18 protein-coding genes are annotated in these 17,439 nt (G+C 60.0%); 10 read left to right on the top strand and 8 right to left on the bottom strand.

Annotated elements, in window-relative coordinates:
• Window positions 1–106: 106 nt before the first annotated feature.
• The 4 genes from J9789_RS11170 (at window position 107) to J9789_RS11155 (ending at window position 4,871) form a co-directional block, all read left to right on the top strand.
• Window positions 107–1,450: a sigma 54-interacting transcriptional regulator gene (locus J9789_RS11170; protein ID WP_209345375.1), complete on the top strand. Its 1,344-nt coding sequence runs from the start codon at window positions 107–109 to the stop codon at window positions 1,448–1,450.
• A gap of 285 nt (window positions 1,451–1,735) precedes the next feature.
• The gene (locus J9789_RS11165; protein WP_209345373.1) at window positions 1,736–3,118 is read left to right on the top strand and encodes a citrate:proton symporter; all 1,383 of its coding nucleotides are present in this window, start codon (window positions 1,736–1,738) and stop codon (window positions 3,116–3,118) included.
• An 80-nt stretch (window positions 3,119–3,198) separates the two neighbouring features.
• Window positions 3,199–4,545, top strand: a complete 1,347-nt coding sequence (locus J9789_RS11160; protein WP_209345371.1) for an acyclic terpene utilization AtuA family protein — start codon at window positions 3,199–3,201, stop codon at window positions 4,543–4,545.
• Window positions 4,546–4,571: 26 nt separating this feature from the next.
• Window positions 4,572–4,871, top strand: coding sequence for a hypothetical protein (locus J9789_RS11155; protein ID WP_209345369.1), 300 nt, complete (start codon window positions 4,572–4,574; stop codon window positions 4,869–4,871).
• A 102-nt stretch (window positions 4,872–4,973) separates the two neighbouring features.
• On the opposite strand, the gene buk is transcribed toward J9789_RS11155, so the two are convergent.
• From buk to J9789_RS11120, 7 genes are all read right to left on the bottom strand, one after another.
• Window positions 4,974–6,056, bottom strand: a complete 1,083-nt coding sequence (buk, locus tag J9789_RS11150; protein ID WP_209345367.1) for a butyrate kinase — start codon at window positions 6,054–6,056, stop codon at window positions 4,974–4,976.
• Window positions 6,057–6,068: 12 nt separating this feature from the next.
• Window positions 6,069–6,980, bottom strand: a complete 912-nt coding sequence (locus tag J9789_RS11145; RefSeq protein ID WP_209345365.1) for a bifunctional enoyl-CoA hydratase/phosphate acetyltransferase — start codon at window positions 6,978–6,980, stop codon at window positions 6,069–6,071.
• A gap of 99 nt (window positions 6,981–7,079) precedes the next feature.
• The gene (locus J9789_RS11140; protein WP_209345363.1) at window positions 7,080–7,625 is read right to left on the bottom strand and encodes a 2-oxoacid:acceptor oxidoreductase family protein; all 546 of its coding nucleotides are present in this window, start codon (window positions 7,623–7,625) and stop codon (window positions 7,080–7,082) included.
• Between the two features lie 15 nt (window positions 7,626–7,640).
• On the bottom strand, window positions 7,641–8,378 hold the full coding sequence (locus J9789_RS11135) for a thiamine pyrophosphate-dependent enzyme (protein WP_209345361.1): 738 nt from the start codon (window positions 8,376–8,378) through the stop codon (window positions 7,641–7,643).
• 1 nt (window position 8,379) lies between these two features.
• Complete coding sequence (gene vorB, locus J9789_RS11130) at window positions 8,380–9,462, bottom strand: 3-methyl-2-oxobutanoate dehydrogenase subunit VorB (protein ID WP_209345359.1); 1,083 nt, start codon at window positions 9,460–9,462, stop codon at window positions 8,380–8,382.
• A 15-nt stretch (window positions 9,463–9,477) separates the two neighbouring features.
• On the bottom strand, window positions 9,478–9,681 hold the full coding sequence (locus J9789_RS11125) for a 4Fe-4S binding protein (RefSeq protein ID WP_087338512.1): 204 nt from the start codon (window positions 9,679–9,681) through the stop codon (window positions 9,478–9,480).
• A 78-nt stretch (window positions 9,682–9,759) separates the two neighbouring features.
• Complete coding sequence (locus J9789_RS11120) at window positions 9,760–10,467, bottom strand: hypothetical protein (protein WP_209345357.1); 708 nt, start codon at window positions 10,465–10,467, stop codon at window positions 9,760–9,762.
• A 219-nt stretch (window positions 10,468–10,686) separates the two neighbouring features.
• Between J9789_RS11120 and J9789_RS11115 the strand changes: the two genes are divergently transcribed.
• Window positions 10,687–11,346, top strand: coding sequence for a GntR family transcriptional regulator (locus tag J9789_RS11115; protein ID WP_209345355.1), 660 nt, complete (start codon window positions 10,687–10,689; stop codon window positions 11,344–11,346).
• 234 nt (window positions 11,347–11,580) lie between these two features.
• The gene (locus J9789_RS11110; protein WP_209345353.1) at window positions 11,581–12,258 is read left to right on the top strand and encodes a DUF6198 family protein; all 678 of its coding nucleotides are present in this window, start codon (window positions 11,581–11,583) and stop codon (window positions 12,256–12,258) included.
• 64 nt (window positions 12,259–12,322) lie between these two features.
• Here J9789_RS11110 and J9789_RS11105 read toward each other — a convergent pair whose 3' ends face one another.
• Complete coding sequence (locus tag J9789_RS11105) at window positions 12,323–13,204, bottom strand: LysR family transcriptional regulator (protein WP_209345351.1); 882 nt, start codon at window positions 13,202–13,204, stop codon at window positions 12,323–12,325.
• A 340-nt stretch (window positions 13,205–13,544) separates the two neighbouring features.
• Here J9789_RS11105 and J9789_RS11100 point away from each other — a divergent pair, with 340 nt between their 5' ends.
• The 4 genes from J9789_RS11100 (at window position 13,545) to J9789_RS11085 (ending at window position 17,437) form a co-directional block, all read left to right on the top strand.
• The gene (locus J9789_RS11100) at window positions 13,545–14,381 is read left to right on the top strand and encodes an acetyl-CoA hydrolase (protein ID WP_209345349.1); all 837 of its coding nucleotides are present in this window, start codon (window positions 13,545–13,547) and stop codon (window positions 14,379–14,381) included.
• Between the two features lie 33 nt (window positions 14,382–14,414).
• The gene (locus J9789_RS11095; RefSeq protein ID WP_209345347.1) at window positions 14,415–15,380 is read left to right on the top strand and encodes a flavodoxin family protein; all 966 of its coding nucleotides are present in this window, start codon (window positions 14,415–14,417) and stop codon (window positions 15,378–15,380) included.
• A gap of 111 nt (window positions 15,381–15,491) precedes the next feature.
• Complete coding sequence (locus J9789_RS11090; RefSeq protein ID WP_348633675.1) at window positions 15,492–15,995, top strand: hypothetical protein; 504 nt, start codon at window positions 15,492–15,494, stop codon at window positions 15,993–15,995.
• Between the two features lie 71 nt (window positions 15,996–16,066).
• A complete protein-coding gene (locus J9789_RS11085) occupies window positions 16,067–17,437 on the top strand; it encodes a hypothetical protein (protein WP_209345343.1) in 1,371 nt (456 codons plus the stop codon).
• Window positions 17,438–17,439 lie beyond the last annotated feature (2 nt).

The following is a 17,439-nucleotide window of genomic DNA, read 5'->3' as shown; positions in this document are numbered from 1 at the left end:
CGCGGGCCTTCCGCCGGATGATATTTCCGGCGGAAGGCCTTTTTACTTTGTATTGGAAGGATTGACAGACAGAGTATAATCAACATGAAAAAGGAGGGAGTGCCACATGGAGCTGAATGCCGACGCCAGAGCCGCCTTTGACGCCATGCGGGAGGGTATCACCATCATTGATACCGAGGGGAGGCTGGTATTCTGCAACCGCGCCTATCTGGAGTTTTTGCGCAAGGAGCTGGGGGAGCCTTTGGAGTCTGTGGAGGGAAAGTACCTGCGGTCGCTGCGCCCCGGCGCCCGTCTGCCCGAGGTACTGGAGAAGGGGGAGCCCATCCTCCACATCACCCGACAGGAGATCAAGGACTTCTATTTTGTCAATCTCTATCCCATCCGTGAGGGCGACCGGCTGGTGGGTGGCCTGTCGGTGGTCACCTTCCTGGAAGATGCCTATCAGACCCGAGAGGAGCTGGAGGCGGTGGAGGCTCGCAGCCGTCAGGTGCTGCGCAGCATCAATAAAGCCAACGGTGCCCGCTATACCTTTGACGACATCGTGGCGGTGACCCCTGCGGTGGTGCGGGTGAAGGACCTGGCCCAGCGCATCGCCGTCACTGATGCCACGGTTCTGCTGGAGAGCGAGAGCGGCACCGGCAAGGAGCTGTACGCCCAGGCCATCCACAATGCCAGCCCCCGGCACGACGGAGTCTTTGTAGCCATCAACTGCTCCAACTTCAACGCCAACATGCTGGAGTCGGAGCTTTTCGGCTATGCCGAGGGTGCTTTCACCGGTGCCAAGCGGGGCGGCAAGGTGGGCCTCTTTGAGGCGGCGGCAGGCGGTACTCTCTTCCTGGACGAGATTTCCGAGATGGATGTGGGCCTCCAGGCCAAGCTGCTGCGCGCCCTCCAGGAGCATACCATCCGCCCGGTGGGCGGCATCAAGGAGGTGGCGGTGGACGTGCGGGTCATTGCCGCCTGCAACGCCAATCTGCCGGAGTATGTGGCCGAGGGCAAGTTCCGCAAGGATCTCTATTACCGGCTGAGTACCTTCCCCCTGCATATTCCGCCTCTGCGGGAGCGGCCGGGCGACATCCCCGCTCTGGCTCAGGCGATTCTGGAGGACTTTTCTCATAAACTGCGCCGCCCCTTCACCCTGACGGAGGATGCGGTGACCTGCCTGCAGTCCCACGACTGGCCGGGCAACGTGCGGGAGCTGCGCAATGTGCTGGAGTTTTCCGCCTACCTGACGCCCTCCGGCGTCATCAACCGGGAGGCCCTGCCCAGCGACCTGGTCCATCAGCGGGAGGATGTGGGACTCACGTTGGCCCAGCGCACCCGCGCCTTCGAGAAGCGGGTCATCCTCAACATGCTGGAGAAGAACGGCTCCTCTCTGGAGGGAAAGAAGCGCACCGCCGCCCAGCTGGGCATATCCCTGGCCAGTTTATACAACAAACTGAATGGCTAGTTTAGAAAAGATTCCAGTTTTTTAGAAAACAATTCCAGAAATCTAGAATGTACTGATGCCATGCCGGTTCTGGCCCGCGAAACTATGTGATTTATTTAACGATTTCTAAGATATTAGAATTCGTGTGAGGATGGATACACCGACATCTTGGTGAAAAAGCGGGTTGTCCCAAGGAATTGGGGCGATTTTGGGGAACTGTGGCGAATTTGGCACGGACCTTGCTCTTATTCAGGGCGACGGCAGCAAGAAGAGGGGCTGCCGGAAAGATAAGAGGAGGTATTGTTTATGTTACCCTTAGCAATTCTGGGGTTCCTGACGGTCGTGATCATGCTGGTCCTGATCATGACGAAGAAGGCGTCCCCCCTGGTGGCCCTGATTGTGGTTCCTGTGGTCACCGGTATTATTTCTTGTTTCTTTATCGCGGTCGTACCCGAGGGCGCCCCGGAGGGCGCGCAGGGCGTGGTTGACTTTGTAGCCAACTTTAAGTCCCTGGGTGGTATGATCACCGGCGCCAAAGGCATTGGCTCCGTGGCCGCCACCGGCGTCATGTTCATTTTCTCCATCCTGTTCTTCGGTATCCTGACCGACGCCGGCACCTTCCGTCCCATCATCAAGGGCATCCTGAACCTGGTGGGCACCGATCCCATCAAGATCGGCATCGGCACCGCCATCCTGGCTGCCATCGTCCATCTGGATGGCTCCGGCGCCGTCACCTTCCTGATCTGCGTGCCCGCTCTGCTGCCCCTGTATGACGCGCTGGGTATGCGCCGCACCACGCTGGCTACCATCGTGGCTCTGTCCGCTGGTACCATGAACATTCTGCCCTGGGGCGGCCCCACCATCCGTGCCGCTACCGCTCTGGGCATGGGCGATAACGCCGTGGCCTTCTTTATGCCCGTCCTGCCCGCCGTCATTGTGGGCCTGGTGTGCGTGCTGGTCATTGCCGCCTTCCTGGGCGCTGGCGAGAAGAAGCGCATCGGCACCGTGGCTCTCCAGGCCGTGGGCCACACCGAGCAGGAGCTGACCGACGAGCAGAAGGCTCTGCTGCGGCCCCACCTGTTCTGGGTCAACATCATCCTCATCATTGCTGCCATTGCTTCTCTGCTGTTCTCCGGCTTTGCTCCCGCGGTGGTCTTCATGGTGTTCTATGTGCTGGCTACCGTCATCAACTACCCCAAGGTGAAGGACTCCAAGGCCCGTGTGGATGCCCACGCCAAGGAAGCCCTGATGATGTGCTCCGTGCTCTTTGCCGCCGGCTGCTTTACCGGCATCATGCAGGGCACCGGCATGATCACCGAGATGTCCAACGCCCTGGTGGCCATCATCCCCAACTCTCTGGGCAAGTTCTTCCCCCTCATCGTGGGTATCATCGGTATGCCCGCGTCTCTGCTCTTTGACCCCGACTCCTTCTACTATGGCGTGCTGCCCGTCCTGGCGGAGACCGCTCAGGGCTTCGGCGTGACCGGCCTGGATGTGGGCCGGGCGGCCATCCTGGGTCAGATGACCGTTGGCTTCCCCATCTCCCCCCTCACCGCTTCTACCTTCCTGCTGGTGGGTCTGGCCGGTGTGGACTTCGGCGAGCATCAGAAGAAGACCATCCCCCTGGCCTGGCTGGTTTCTCTGGTCATGGTGGTGGTGGCTGTCATTACCGGCGGAATCGCGATCTGATTGTACGTACTGTTCCGGCGGCTCCGGGCCACCGGGGCCGCCGGTCCCCCTATTAAACTCACTGGAAAGGAAGCTATGCCATGAAAACCATCCGCATTGGCAGCGGCGCCGGTTACGCCGGCGATCGCCTGGAGCCCTCTCTGGAGCTCATCGAGAAGGGCAACCTGGACTATATCAGCTATGAGTGCCTGGCCGAGCGTACCATCGCCATTGGCCAGCAGGCCAAACTGAAGGACCCCACCAAGGGCTATAACGGCCTGCTGGAGCACCGCATGGAGAAGGCCCTCCCTCTGTGCTGGGAGCACAAGGTGAAGCTCATCACCAACATGGGCTCCGCCAACCCCCAGGCTGCCGCCCAGAAGTGCGTGGAGATCGCCCGTAAGCACGGCCTGAAGGGTATGAAGATCGCCTGCGTTACCGGCGACGACCTGCTGCCCGTCATTGACAAGTACATGGATACCGAGGTGTGGGAGAACCACAAGCCTTTGAAGGAGCTGGGTGGCGAGATCGTCTCCGCCAACGCCTACATGGGCGTGGAGGGTATCCTGAAGGCCCTGGATATGGGCGCCGACGTGGTCATCACCGGCCGTGTGGCAGACCCAGCTATCTTCATGGCTCCCATGATCCATGAGTTCGGCTGGTCCCTGGAGGACTGGGACAAGCTGGGCAAGGGCACCATCATGGGCCACCTGCTGGAGTGCGGCGGCCAGGTCACCGGCGGCTACTTCGCCGAGCCCGGCAAGAAGGATGTGCCCGGCGTGGGCCACCTGGGCTTCCCCATCATCGAGGTGTCCGAGGACGGTTCCTTCTTTGTGACCAAGGTGCCTGAGGCCGGCGGTATGGTCACCGTGGAGACCTGCTCCGAGCAGATCTGCTACGAGATCCACGATCCTGAGAACTATCTGACTCCCGACGTGGTGGCCGACTGCAAGCAGATCAAGTTCACCGAGATCGGCAAGGACATGGTGAAGGTGGAGGGCATCACCGGCAAGCCCCGTACCGAGACCTTCAAGTGCTCCATCGGCTACCGGGACTGTTACATCGGCGACGGCGAGATCAGCTACGGCGGCCCCGGTTGCGTGGCTCGCGGCAAGCTGGCCCTGGATATCATTAAGGAGCGGCTGGAGCTGGTGGCTCCCAACGTGTTCGAGGAGCTGAAGTTCGATCTCATCGGCTGCAACAGCCTGTATTGGAATCCCGATTCCAAGTATAACGAAGAGCCCAGCGAGGTGCGGGTCCGGGTGGCCGGCCGCGCTAAGACCAAGGCTGAGGCCGACATCATCGGCAATGAGGTGGAGGCCCTGTACACCAACGGACCCGCCGGCGGCTGCGGCGCTGTGAAGCGCACCCGTGACATCGTCTCTGTGGCTTCCATTCTGGTGAGCCGCTACGACGTCAAGCCCCAGGCCGAGCTGTTCGAGGTCTGATTTTTACAGAAAGGAAGCGTTATGCTATGAAACTCTGGGATATTGCACATTCCCGTACCGGCGACAAGGGCAACATCTCCAATATCTCCCTCATCGCCTACGATCCGAAGGATTATGAGATGCTCAAAGAGAAGGTCAGCCCCGAGCGGGTGAAGGAGCATTTTAAAGGTATGGTCAAGGGCGAAGTGGTCCGCTATGAGCTGCCCAACATCCACGCCCTGAACTTTGTGATGTATGCCGCTCTGGGCGGCGGCGTCACCCGCTCCCTGTCCGTGGACATGCACGGCAAGGGCCTGTCCTCCTATCTGCTGGACATGGAAATCTGATTTTTTTCCTCCCTCATCTCTCACATAAACAGCAGACGCCCCGCGGAACCATTCCGCGGGGCGTCTGCTGTTTTATTCAACTCAGCGGGGATGCTGGAGGAATCAATAGCCGGGGTTCTCGTTCTTGACGAAGGTCTTAGCCTTCTCCTCGCCGCGGAGGACACGCAGGCCGCCCAGGGCCAGGGAGCGCATCTCGTCCTCGCCGGCGTACACCACCACAGGGGCGATGAAGGAGACCCGCTTTTCGATCTCGCTGGTCACATACTGGGAATAGGCGATGCCGCCGGTGAGCAGGATGGCGTCCACCTTGCCGCACACGCCGGGAGCCACCTTGCCGATATTCTTGGCGACGTTGAGGATCATGGCGTCGTAGACCAGCTTGGCGTGCTCGTCGCCGTTCTGGATCATCTTCTCCACCTCGCGGCTATCGGTGGTGCCCAGGTGGGCCAGCAGGCCGCCCTTGCTCTTCACCAGCTTCATCATGCTTTTGTAGTCGTACTCGCCGGAGAAGCACATCTTGATGACGTCAAACATGGGCAGGCCGCCGGCGCGCTCGGGGGAGAAGGGGCCCTCCTCGTCGTTGATGAAGTCCTCCACCTTGCCGTTGTGGTGCAGGTTGACGGAGATGCCGCCGCCCAGGTGGGCCACGATGACGGTGATATCCTTATAATCCTTGTTGTTTTCCCGGGCGTAGCGCATGGCGGCGGCGCGGGTATTCAGGTTGTGGCCCATGCCCTTGCGGCGCAGCATGGGCAGACCGGTGATCTTGTTGATGGGCAGCAGCTCATCCACGGTGACACCGTCATAGATGAAAGCGGGGATGTTGAGCTGGAGGCTGATGGAGCGGGCGATCATGGCGCCCACGTTGGAGGCATGCTCATTCTGGGGCTTGTTCTTCAGCTGCCACACCATGTCGTCGTTGACCTCGTAGGCGCCCGCCTCGATGGGGGTGAGCAGGCCGCCGCGGGAGACGATGGCGGTGAGGGACTCCAGGGCGATGTCGTGACGCTTCAGGCAGTCCAGCACCAGGTCGCGGCGGAACTCGTACTGGTCGGCCACGCAGTCAAAGGGGGCCAGCTCCTCAGCGGAGTGGGTGATGGATTCCACGAACAGGGGCTCCTCGCCGTCAAAGACGGCCAGCTTGGTGGAAGTGGAGCCGGGGTTGAGGATCAAAAGACGTTCCATTGAGGTTCCTCCTTACTGATTCTGGGCGGCAGCGGCGGAAATGACGATGGACAGATACTTCTCCTCGGCGGAGGAGCCGCGGCTGGTCATAACGATGGGGCACTGGGCGCCCACGATGAAGCCGGCCATCTTGGCCTTGCAGGTAACGGTGAGCATCTTGCCCATGATGTTGCCGGCGTGGATGTTGGGGGCGACCAGCACGTCGCAGTCGCCGGCTACAGGGCTCTCGAAGCCCTTGAAGTCGGCGATCTCCTTGCTGACGGCGCAGTCGTAGGAGATGGGGCCCTCCACCACACAGCCGGTGATCTCACCCTTCTGGTTCATCTGCTTCAGGGCGTCACCCTCCACGGTCTCAGGCATCTTGGGGTTGAGCTTCTCCACGCAGGCCAGCACGCCCACCTTGGGGTTGTCGTAGCCCATGGCCCGCAGAGCGCCCACGGTGTTCTCGATGATGGCCTTCTTCTGCTCCAGAGTGGGGTAGGTCACCATGCCGCCGTCCACAGGCATCAGCAGCTTGTGGTAGGTGGGCACCTCAAAGGCGGTGAAGTGGCTCATGACGCCGCCCTTGCCCAGGCCGTTCTCCTTGTTGACCACGGCCTTCAGCAGCACGGAGGTGTCCAGACGGCCCTTCATCAGGAAGTCAGCCTTGCCCTCCTTGACCAGAGCCACCGCCTTGCGGGCAGCCTCGGCCAGGTCGGGCTCGTCATAGATGTCCTCGGCGGGCACGGTCTCACCCAGCTCGGCCAGGACCTGGTCGATGATGGCCTTGTCGCCCACCAGAATGGGGGAGACGATGCCCTCAGCGCGGGCGCGGAGGACGGCCTGGAGGGTATGCTCGTCACCGGCGGCGGCCACAGCCATACGGGCGCGGTTGGGCTTGCCCTTCACATGGGCGATGAGCTCATCAAAATTATGGAATACCATAAGGAAGATCTCCTTTCCGGAATTGTGGATGGAGGGGCGAGAAAACGCCCCATAGACCATGCGGGCGCACAGGAGGCCGTGCGCCCGCATAGGCGAAGATTATTTCTGGGCGCGGCCCAGCTCCAGGCCCTTCTCGAAGGCCTGCTTGTTGAGGGGGAGCAGCTTGGGCTTGGAGGAGAGCTTGTGCTCGATGGTCTCCCACACGATGGCGGGGTCGATGACCTCGGTGTAGCCCACGTAGACGCCCAGCATGATGACGTTGAGCACCTTGGCGTTGCCCATCTCCAGGGCCAGCTCGGTGACGGGGGCCTTCACCAGCTTCACGTCGTCCCGGCCGATGTCGTCGGAGACGATGGAGCTGTTGATGAACAGGGTGCCGCCGCTCTTCAGGGTGCCGATGAACTTCTTCAGAGAGGGGCCGTTCATGACAATCAGGTCGTCCATCACATCGCCCAGAGGGGCACCGATGGTCTCGTCGGAGATGACCACGAAGCAGTTGGCAGTACCGCCGCGCTGCTCAGCACCGTAGGAGGGGAAGAAGGTCACGTTCTTGTCGGTGGAATTGCAGGTGGCGTCGGCCAGGAACTTGCCCAGCGTCATAACGCCCTGGCCGCCGAAGCCGGCCACACACAGATTGGTTTCCATAGTCTCGTACCTCCTTTACCGATCCCGGATGACGCCCAGAGGGAACTCAGGCAGCATCTTCTCTTCGATGTAGTCCAGGGACTTCAGGGGATCCAGGCCCCAGTTGGTGGGGCAGCTGGTGACGATCTCCACCATGGAGAAGCCCTTGCCGTCCAGCTGGTTCTGGAAGGCCTTGTGGATGGCCTGCTTGGTCTTGTTCACGTTGGTGGGGGTGTTGCAGCTGGTGCGCACCAGGTAGGCGGGAGCGGTCAGCTGGTTGAGAATCTCGCACATGTGCATGGGATAGCCGTGCTCCTCAGCGATACGGCCCTTGGGAGCGGTAGAGGCCTTCATGCCGATGAGGGTGGTGGGGGCCATCTGGCCGCCGGTCATGCCGTAGATACCGTTGTTGATGAAGATAACGGTGATGTTCTCACCGCGGTTGGCAGCGGAGATGGACTCGGCCAGGCCGATGGAGGCGAAGTCGCCGTCGCCCTGATAGGTGAACACCAGGGACTCGGGGTTGGTGCGCTTCATGCCGGTAGCCACGGCGCAGGCACGGCCGTGGGGAGCGGTGGTGTTGTCGTAGGCAATGTAGTCCATGTGCAGGCCGCAGCAGCCAATGCCCAGCACGCAGGCGGCCTTATCAACCAGGTTCATCTCCTCCAGAACCTCGCCGATCAGCTTGATGACGGTGGAGTGCATGCAGCCGGGGCAGAAGCCGGAGACTTTATCTTCCTGGATGGTTTTCGTTCTTCCGTAGATCTTTTCCATCTTACTTCCCCTCCATGATCTTCTTGGCCGCAGCAATGACTTTGTCACGGCTCATGATGTTGCCGCCGGAGCACAGGCAGGTCTCAATGGGGCAGCGCTCCTTCACGCCCACCTCCACGTCGGCCACGAACTGGGCGGGGATGGACATCTCCACATCCAGCACGGCCTTACACTTGGTGTAGTCGATGTGGTCGTAAGCCTCGTAGGGGAAGGGGTGCACGGTGATGGGACGGATCAGGCCGGCCTTGATACCCTCGGCCCGCAGCAGGTCCACAGCGGACTTGCAGATACGGGCGGAGATGCCGTAGGCGGTGAGCACGATCTCAGCGTCGGCCACCTGGTACTCCTCCACCTGCACGTCCTTCTCCCAGGACGCATACAGGGCGGCGGCCTCCTCGTTGACCTCCTGCATCCGGGCGGTGGACCACTGGCCGGGCTGGATCCAGGACCGGTTGGCGTAGTCCAGCTTGTGGCCGATACAGGCCCAGCCCTTCTTGGACTCCTTGATGGCGGCCACCTCCTCGTCGCTCTTCATCTCGGGCAGCACCACCGGCTCCATCATGGTGCCGATGACGCCGTCGGCCAGGATGAGGACGGGGTTGCGGTCCCGATCGGCGTAGTCGAAGGCCTTGTAGGTCATGTCCACAGCCTCCTGCACGGTGGAGGGGGCAAAGACCATCATCTGGAAGCCGCCGTTGCCGGAGGCCTTGGTGGCCTGGAAGTAGTCCATCTGAGCGGGCTGGATGGAACCCACGCCGGGGCCGCCGCGGGAGATGTTGGCGTACACCATGGGAATGCGGGCGGCAGCGCAGTAGGAAATGCCCTCACTCTTCAGAGCGATTCCAGGAGAGGAGGAGGAGGTCATGGAGCGGGTGCCGGCGGAAGCGGCGCCGTACACCATGTTCACGGACGCCACCTCGGACTCGCCCTGTACAAAGGTGCCCCCCACCTCGGGCATCCGGCGGGAAAAATACTCGGGAATCTCGTTCTGCGGGGTGATGGGATAACCGGCAAAGAACCGGCATCCAGCCCGCACGGCCGCCTCGGCGATGGCCTCGCAGCCCTTCATAAATACTCTTGCCATTTTCCTTACCTCCCCTTACTTATAGATCTCAATGGCTCCGTCCGGGCAGATCCGGCCGCAGATGGCGCAGCCGATGCAGTCGTCCGGATGGACAGGCACGACATACTCGTAACCCTTGGAATTGACCTTGTCACCGATGGCCAACACCTGCTTGGGGCAGAACTTGATGCAGTAGCCGCAGCTCTTGCAGCGCTCCGCCACGATTTGGACCTTTGCCATACCGACATCTCCTTTTCATATATCTTGCATCTTGCAAACTTTACAACGCAAGCAAATGCCTTATTGATTGGGTGCTTCTTACTGACTGATCCAGGGATAGGTCAGGTAGAGCTGAATGGGAAGCACCGGGCAGGGCAGCTCCTCCAGAAGAAGCTCACACAGCCGGTCCTGCACGCAGAGAAAATCCACCGGCTTGTAGGGGCCTACCATGTCCACCAGTTGCCGGGCGCCCTCCGCCACGTCGGCGGGGGTGGTATCCGGGCCCAGGTTGGGGTTGCCGATGAGACGCAGACGGGCCAGCTCCACATGGGAGACGCCCAGGGTCTCGCCCAGCACCTTGTCGATGTGCTCCAGGGTGGCCGACCAGGGCCGGAAGGGATTGATCACATAATAAATCGTAGTGCTGTCCCGGTTGAGCAGGGGGGCGTAGCCTCCGATAGACCGGGCGCCGATGTAGTCACCGCCTACGTCCAGAACGGTGTAACAGTTCTGGTCGTTGAGCAGCCGCCGCACGCCGCCGGTGAGGGTGGGGGCGTCCATGAACTGCTCCTCGTAGTGGACCTCCACGCCCATCCGCTCCAGCTGCGCCCGGCAGTCCCGGGCGCGGAACAGGGGCTTGGTCATGTCCAGATCAAAGAAATGAACCGGTTTGCTGCCCATCTGAGCCAGCGCCCGGGCAAAGTTGAGGGCGATCTCACTTTTGCCGCCGCCGGCCTCACCCAGGAAGACGAAATTGGTGTTGGTGCCCAGGGCAAGCAGCTCGGAAACCGATGTCTGCACAGCCATGTTCAGCGCCTCCTGTCGAACAAGATATATTTTATATCTTGCAAGATTTATGAGTTAAGAATACCACACTTTTCTGAAATTGCAAGAGGGAAGATGACGATTTGGGGAATGTGCCAAAACTGGGTGGTGCAATTTGGAGAAAACGCTGGTGAGGCTTGTAATTGCTCAAAACTGCTGATATAATATCTTGCAAGAAATGAGATTTTGGAGGCGCGGGCTATGGCGGCGATCAAAAAGCGTTCCCTGGTGGACCAGGTATATGAGACACTGCGCGGCGATATCATCATGCTCCGGCGGCCCCTGGGCAGCAAGCTCAATGTCAGTGAGCTGCAGGAGGAGCTGGGTGTCAGCTGTACCCCCATCCGGGAGGCGGTGAACCGGCTGCAGCAGGAGGGCCTGGTTGTTTATGAGAATAATGTAGGGGCCCACATTCTGGACCTGGACCGGCACGACATCATTGAGATCGAGCAGCTGGCCATGACCCTCCACTGCGCGGCCATCCGGCTGGCCATGGAGCACGGGGACCGTGGGGCCATCGTGTCCGAACTGGAGAAGCGCCTGGAGGAGTACCGGCGGGCCAAGAATGTCCAGAGCGAGGTAACGGCCATCAACCGGTTTATAGGTACCTATTATGCCAACTGCGGCAACCGACGGCTGGACGCCAGCATGATCTCCATTCAGGGCCAGCAGCTGCTGCTGCGGTATATTTATGCCAACTGTCTGGATCAGCGGGGAAGCAACGCCGAGGACTTTGAGGCCATGTTGGAGGCTACCCGGGCGGGAGACGGGGAGCAGGTATGCGAGCGGCTTCAGGCCAACACCGACCGACGCATCCCGGTGCTGATGGACTACGTCCAGCGGGAGCGGGCATCCCGGTAACCCAACCGACAGAGCGGAGACGCGCGTGAGCGCGTCTCCCTTTTTATGCCTGTATCCGGGGCTCGGCGCAGGATGACCGAGTAGATGGGGGATTTTTCAGGACTTTTTTGTCCATTGTGTCCCGTTGACGGAACTGCGGTCCGGTGCTAGACTATTTGTATACAAATAATTTGAAACACAATTATAGCGCGGCGGAACTGGTCCGCCGCCGGGGAATGAAGTGGAGGTAATTTTGTGAGCAGAGCAGAATTGGTAAGAAGGTATGTGTTTTTCCTGGTGGGGCTGTATGTCAACTCGTTGGGTATCGCCCTGATCACCCGGGCCAACCTGGGCACCTCTCCCATCTCCAGCACGCCTTATGTGCTGAGCCTGTGGAATCCGGCCCTGTCCCTGGGCATGTTCACCCTGTTCTTCAGCCTGTTTCTCATCGCCTTGCAGCTGATCCTGCTGGGTAAGCGGTTCCCCAAGCATTTCTGGCTGCAGATCCCGGTGTCCTTCCTGCTGTCCGCCTTTATTGATCTGTCCATGGCGCTGCTGTCCTTTGTGGATCCCCACAGCTATCCCATCCAGATCATCTCCCTGCTGCTGGGTTGCCTGGTGCTGGGCTTCGGCGTCTTTATGGAGGTGGCGGCCAACGTGGTCATGCTGCCCGGTGAGTGCACCGTCAAATCCATCACCATGCGCTGGGGCACCGATTTCGGTAAGACCAAGATCGCCGTGGATGTGACCATGGTGGTGGTGGCTGCCGTGCTGGGTTTTCTTCTGTGCGGCAAGCTGACCGGTATCCGGGAGGGCTCCGTGATCTCCGCCTTGCTGGTGGGCTTCATTGCCCGCAGCGTGGGTAAAGTGATCGGCGAGCCGGTGCAGCGTCTGCTGCGGGACAAGGCCCCCGCCGGTGCCTGCGCGGAATAATCCAAGTTAAGAGCAAAAAACGGCGCCGCCGGTCCTTGAGACCGGCGGCGCCGTTTTTTCTTGTTCAGGTACAGAGGGAGCGGACCACATCCAGCAGATGGGGCAGGGCTGGATTGGGGTTGTCCTCCTTCCACATCAGGCGGACATTGGCAAAGGGGACGCCCAGCAGGGGAATAAAGGCCACCTTGCCCTGGGATAGGCAGGCCATATCGTCACTGAGGGTGGAAATACCGATGCCGCAGGACACCAGAGTGAGCAGCACGGGGACGTGGGTGGCCTCCGCCACCACATGGGGGGCAAAGCCGGCGTCAGCTGCCGTCTTCCAGATAAAATCGTGGCCGGGAATGGAGGCGGTGCGGGCCATGATGACAAAGGGTTCGTCCTTCACCTCTTCCATCTGAATGCTGCCCCGGGAGGCCAGGGGGTGGTCGATGGAGGTGATAATGCATTGGTGATTCTTGTGAAGAAGGATGGAGGGGGAGTCCATGGCGGTGGGGGTGGGCATGTAGTTGAGAATGGCGTCTACCTCACCTCGCTCCAGGGCCGACAGCAGATTGGAGTGGCTGTATCCCTTCATGACCATGGAGACCTGGGGATAGGCGGCGTGGAACTGTTGGTAGATCTCGGAGATTTTGGGCTCAAAGGTGTCCCGCATAATGCCAAGGGACAGAGACCCCCGATATCCCTCCTGGGCCAGTCGGGCGGCCACCACGCTGCTCCGGTATTCATCCAGGATCTTGGGACACTCTTTGAAAAAGGCGCTGCCGGCCGGAGTTAAGGCCACACTGCGGGAGTTACGGTAAAAGAGCTGCACGTCCAGCTCCTTCTCCAGGGCAGAGATCAGACGGCTCAAAGCCGGCTGGGCCATGAACAGGTCGTCCGCTGCCTGGGTGAAGTTCAGCCGCTGGGCCAACACCATAAAGCATTCCAACTGATTCAGCGTCACTGTGGATCCCTCCGTTTTTCTGCTGCTATGAGTATATCAAAAACAGATGCGCTTGTCACCGCTGTTTTATGTAATTTGCGCATGGCTGTTATACACAGTACAGGGGCAAATTCGTGATTACCAACAGGGAAGTTAAGCTGCTTTTACAGAATTTGTCCAATTTAATAGTCTGTGATTTCCAGAATGAGGTAGAAAAGACGGTAAAATGCTTTACCTAGGCTAAAACTGCATGCCAGCCATTCACATACGGTATTTCACAGTTTGGGCAAGAACGGGTAAGATGCATACGAAAACAAGGTGACCCTTTTGAGGTCCGACCAGAAGAGAAGGAGGAGTTGAAATGTCCGTTGAATACCGTCCCATGCGCAGCGTGATTTATGTGGACTGCGTGCGGGAAGAGTACCGGCATCGGCTGCAGCACTGGCTGTACAACGTCCATGTGCCGGACAGCATTGGGAAATTCACCCCCTACTGCACCAAATATGCTTTCTATAACGCTCTGCCCACCCCGCCGGAAGGCGAGCGGTTCGGCACCCGGCGGATGCAGATGACCGAGCACTACTGGATGGTCAATGAGATGACCCCGGAGATGAGTGTCAATGCCTTTACCGAGCGGATGCCGGTGGAGGTGCTGCGCTGGCAGGGCATGATCCCCGACGACGGTGCTGACCTGTCCCACGCCGCCAACATGGACGGCGATGCCCACCGCACCTCCGGCGGCGACAACGGCTGCCCGCCCTTTGTGTTTGCCCACGTGCCCATGAACTGGGAGGAGGACTACAAGGGCAAGGGCCGCACCATTGACGACGGTCCCAACTACCGCTGGCAGTTCGTGCTGCGTTGGCCCTGCGAGAAGACCGGCGAGAAGTGGTTCCAGGAGGTCTTTGTGCCTTATTTCCAGAACCGGCCCGAGGTCAACCGCTTCCTGTCCAGCAAGATCTACCACGATGTGGTGGGCTGCCAGTTCCACCGTCTGGTGGAGCTGTGGTTCGACGGCCCTGAAGAGTGGTACAAGGCCGCCGTGGAGGGCACTCGGGACATGGAGAAGCCCGAGTGGGCCCAGCAGGAGCAGTTCCCCTTCCTCCGCTCCAACTACAACATTGTGGGCATGTTCCTGTCCGACATGGTCTCCAGCGACAACCTGACCCAGTATCGGGGCTACATCACCATGCGCTAAAACCAATTCATATTAAGAAAGGTTGGAACATACATGAAAGTTTTAGGTCTGTCCGCCGGTACCCTCAACGGCGCCAACGATTCCCTGTGTAAAGAGGCCCTGATGGCCGCCCAGGAGATGGGCGCCGAGATCGAGTTTGTCAATGTCCATCAGCTGAATATCAAGCACTGCACCGGCTGCAAGGCCTGCGTGGGCAGCCTGTTCTCCGGCCGCGGCAACGGCTGCGTCATCAAGGACGACCTGCAGTGGCTGATCGACAAGATGTTTGAGGCCGACGGCATCGTCTGGGCCGCCCCCATCTTCGAGAAGTGCGCCCCCGGCATCTTCCACACCATCATGGACCGCTTTGGCCCCCGTATGGACCGCGGCAACCTGATGATCGCCACCAAGATCGCCGAGGAGAAGGGCGGCAAGCCCATCGATCCCAAGTACCTGCAGGAGAAGGTGGTCACCTTCATGGGCATCGGCGGTTCCGACTGGGCCACCCGCATCCAGTGCGACTTCGCCACCCACGCCCTGACCTGCAAGTGGACCATCATTGACAACCAGTGCTTCCCCTGGTCCCTCAGCATCCTGATGAACGACGACGCTATCGCCAAGGCTCACCAGATGGGCAAGGACCTGGCTGCCGCTGCCAAGAAGATCGAGGACGGCACCTTCGTGCCCGGCCACGGCGTGTTCAACGAGGACTACAAGGGCCCCGCCGGTGTGTGCCCCTACTGCCACAGCAACAACTTCTACCTCCAGGAGGATGGTACCGCCATCTGCTGCCTGTGCGGCACCGAGGGCGTCATGAAGAATGTGGACGGCAAGTACGTCTTTGAGTACGACGCCGAGAAGTGGATGCCCCACGCCCACGACTCCATCTCCGGCAAGTTCATCCATGGCGATGACATCCAGCGCAACGAGGCCGCTGCCCGCGAGATGATGCAGTCTGAGGAGGCCAAGGCCCGTAAGGCCAAGTATAAGGACTTTATCCAGTCCTCCAAGCCCTGCTGATCCCGGTCATTCCGGTAAGTCCGTTCCCTGTTGCATGGCGGCCGGGCCGCCAAAACCTGGCCTCTCCGGAGGGGGAGGCCGGGCAAACAAAACACAATGGAGGGATTCCTCGTGCTTCGCAAGGATCAGTTTGGTATTGTGTTCAATACCATCTTCGCAATCATGTTTGCTATCTTTCTCCCCATGTATATCGACGGCAGCAATATGTACCGGGAAACCGGCATGGTGCTGTGGGGGCCCCTGTTCCAGCAGCTCACCAAGGACTTCATCCCCGCTTTCGCGGTGACCTTTGCCATCGGCACCTACATCGACCTGAAAGCCATGGGCGACGGCTTTGCCCGCCTGTGCCATGTGAAGAATGAGAATGGCCTGCTGTTCCACATCCTGCGTGTGGCCTCCATCACCTTTGTGATGACCTTCCTCATGAGCCTGATCATGATGTTCATTGCCGTGGGCTATACCATGCCCGCCAGTGCCTTCTTCATGGCCTTCCTCATGAGCTTCCCCATGACTTACGTGGTGGCTCTGGTGGTGGCCTTTGTCACCTTCGCCATTGGTATGCCCATTACCATGGCTCTGTGCCAGAAGCCCCCCAAGATGATGCCCCATCCCTAACCAAATAAGATCCAAGGCGCACCGGAATCGGTGCGCCCGGATCTGTTTCCGAACAAAAAAGGAGGTTTCTTATGTCTGTTCCTTTTTACGCCAAGAGCCCCAACAATCAGGGCTACATCAAGAACATGGAGGTCGTGGGCTTTTCCGATCTGAATGGCATCAACGCCTTCCAGATGGCCCTCTATAAGACCGACGATGGCAAGTACTACATGTACTGCGGCTCCTTCAAGGGTAACGGCGTCAACATCGTGGACGTCACCGATCCCGCCAATCCTCAGGTGGTGGGCATCGTCTACGTCAGCGACCCCAACATCTACTTCGCCCAGTCCACTCCTAAGGTCCAGGTGGCCGACGGCCTGCTCATCGTGGCTCTGGGCGGCGGCGTGCCCTTCCTCCACGGCATCAAGCCCGGCGATCCCGCCCTGGGTGGTCTGCAGATCTACGATCTGAAGAAGGACCCCCTGCATCCTGAGCTGCTGTCCCACTGGGATACCGGCGTGCCCAACGGCATGGGCGTCCACCGTTTTGCCTACAACGGCGGCAAGTATGTATACATGCCTGCCGAATGCCCGGGCTTCATCGGCTTCATCGTCCGTATCCTGGACATCTCCGATCCCCGCAACCCCGTGGAGGCCGGCCGCTGGTGGCTGCCCAAGCAGTTCAAGGACGGCATGGTGGAGGGCACCTACGCCGTGGGCCATGACGCTGAGAAGTTCTGGGGTATGTGCCACGCCTGCAACATCTGCCCCGATCATCCCGACCAGCTGTACATGGGCTACTTCGGCGGAGGCGCTATCATCCTGGACATCTCCGACCCCACCCGTCCCAAGCTGATCTCCCAGCTGATGGTGCAGCCTCCCTTTGCCGGCAAGTTCGATGGTGCGCAGTGCCACACCTACATGCGCCTCACCGGCCGGAACTTTGCCGTGCTTACCAACGAGGGCGAGCGCTTCCCCTTCTTCACCAAGGATAAGATCCTCAACGGTGTGCATAAGGGTGCCCAGCCCATGAACAACCTGCACATGATCGACGTGTCCGATCCCGCCGATCCCACCCTGGTGGCCGAGTTCCCCTATCCCGAGGTGCCCGAGAACTTCCCCTATCCCAACTTCAATGACTGCGGCATCGGCGCCCCCGGCCCCTTCGGCCCCCACAACATCCACGAGCCTATGGGCAAGAGCTGGCTGCAGGACGACCCCAACAAGGTGTACTGCTGCTACTTCCACGCCGGCATGCGGGTCTTTGACGTGTCCGACCCCTACTACATCAAGGAGCTGGCCTACTTCATCCCGCCCAACCCGGAGAAGCTGCTCTTTGACGTGCCCGTACCCGGCCCCATGATTGCCACCACCGAGGACTGCGTGGTGGACGACCGCGGCTACATCTACATGGATACCTGGCACGACGGTATGTACATCCTGCGCCTGAAGAACGGCATCTGAGC

It is taken from the genome of Flavonifractor sp. AGMB03687 (assembly GCF_017811815.1).
Classification (GTDB): domain Bacteria; phylum Bacillota; class Clostridia; order Oscillospirales; family Oscillospiraceae; genus Flavonifractor.
This window is presented reverse-complemented; position numbering and strand designations above follow the sequence as displayed.

Excerpts from the sequence above, each read along its gene's own strand:
- J9789_RS11170 (WP_209345375.1), top strand. The coding sequence starts at position 107 with ATGGAGCTGAATGCCGACGCCAGAGCCGCCTTTGACGCCATGCGGGAG.
- J9789_RS11165 (WP_209345373.1), top strand. The coding sequence starts at position 1,736 with ATGTTACCCTTAGCAATTCTGGGGTTCCTGACGGTCGTGATCATGCTG.
- J9789_RS11160 (WP_209345371.1), top strand. The coding sequence starts at position 3,199 with ATGAAAACCATCCGCATTGGCAGCGGCGCCGGTTACGCCGGCGATCGC.
- J9789_RS11155 (WP_209345369.1), top strand. The coding sequence starts at position 4,572 with ATGAAACTCTGGGATATTGCACATTCCCGTACCGGCGACAAGGGCAAC.
- buk (WP_209345367.1), bottom strand. The coding sequence starts at position 6,056 with ATGGAACGTCTTTTGATCCTCAACCCCGGCTCCACTTCCACCAAGCTG.
- J9789_RS11145 (WP_209345365.1), bottom strand. The coding sequence starts at position 6,980 with ATGGTATTCCATAATTTTGATGAGCTCATCGCCCATGTGAAGGGCAAG.
- J9789_RS11140 (WP_209345363.1), bottom strand. The coding sequence starts at position 7,625 with ATGGAAACCAATCTGTGTGTGGCCGGCTTCGGCGGCCAGGGCGTTATG.
- J9789_RS11135 (WP_209345361.1), bottom strand. The coding sequence starts at position 8,378 with ATGGAAAAGATCTACGGAAGAACGAAAACCATCCAGGAAGATAAAGTC.
- vorB (WP_209345359.1), bottom strand. The coding sequence starts at position 9,462 with ATGGCAAGAGTATTTATGAAGGGCTGCGAGGCCATCGCCGAGGCGGCC.
- J9789_RS11125 (WP_087338512.1), bottom strand. The coding sequence starts at position 9,681 with ATGGCAAAGGTCCAAATCGTGGCGGAGCGCTGCAAGAGCTGCGGCTAC.
- J9789_RS11120 (WP_209345357.1), bottom strand. The coding sequence starts at position 10,467 with ATGGCTGTGCAGACATCGGTTTCCGAGCTGCTTGCCCTGGGCACCAAC.
- J9789_RS11115 (WP_209345355.1), top strand. The coding sequence starts at position 10,687 with ATGGCGGCGATCAAAAAGCGTTCCCTGGTGGACCAGGTATATGAGACA.
- J9789_RS11100 (WP_209345349.1), top strand. The coding sequence starts at position 13,545 with ATGTCCGTTGAATACCGTCCCATGCGCAGCGTGATTTATGTGGACTGC.
- J9789_RS11095 (WP_209345347.1), top strand. The coding sequence starts at position 14,415 with ATGAAAGTTTTAGGTCTGTCCGCCGGTACCCTCAACGGCGCCAACGAT.
- J9789_RS11085 (WP_209345343.1), top strand. The coding sequence starts at position 16,067 with ATGTCTGTTCCTTTTTACGCCAAGAGCCCCAACAATCAGGGCTACATC.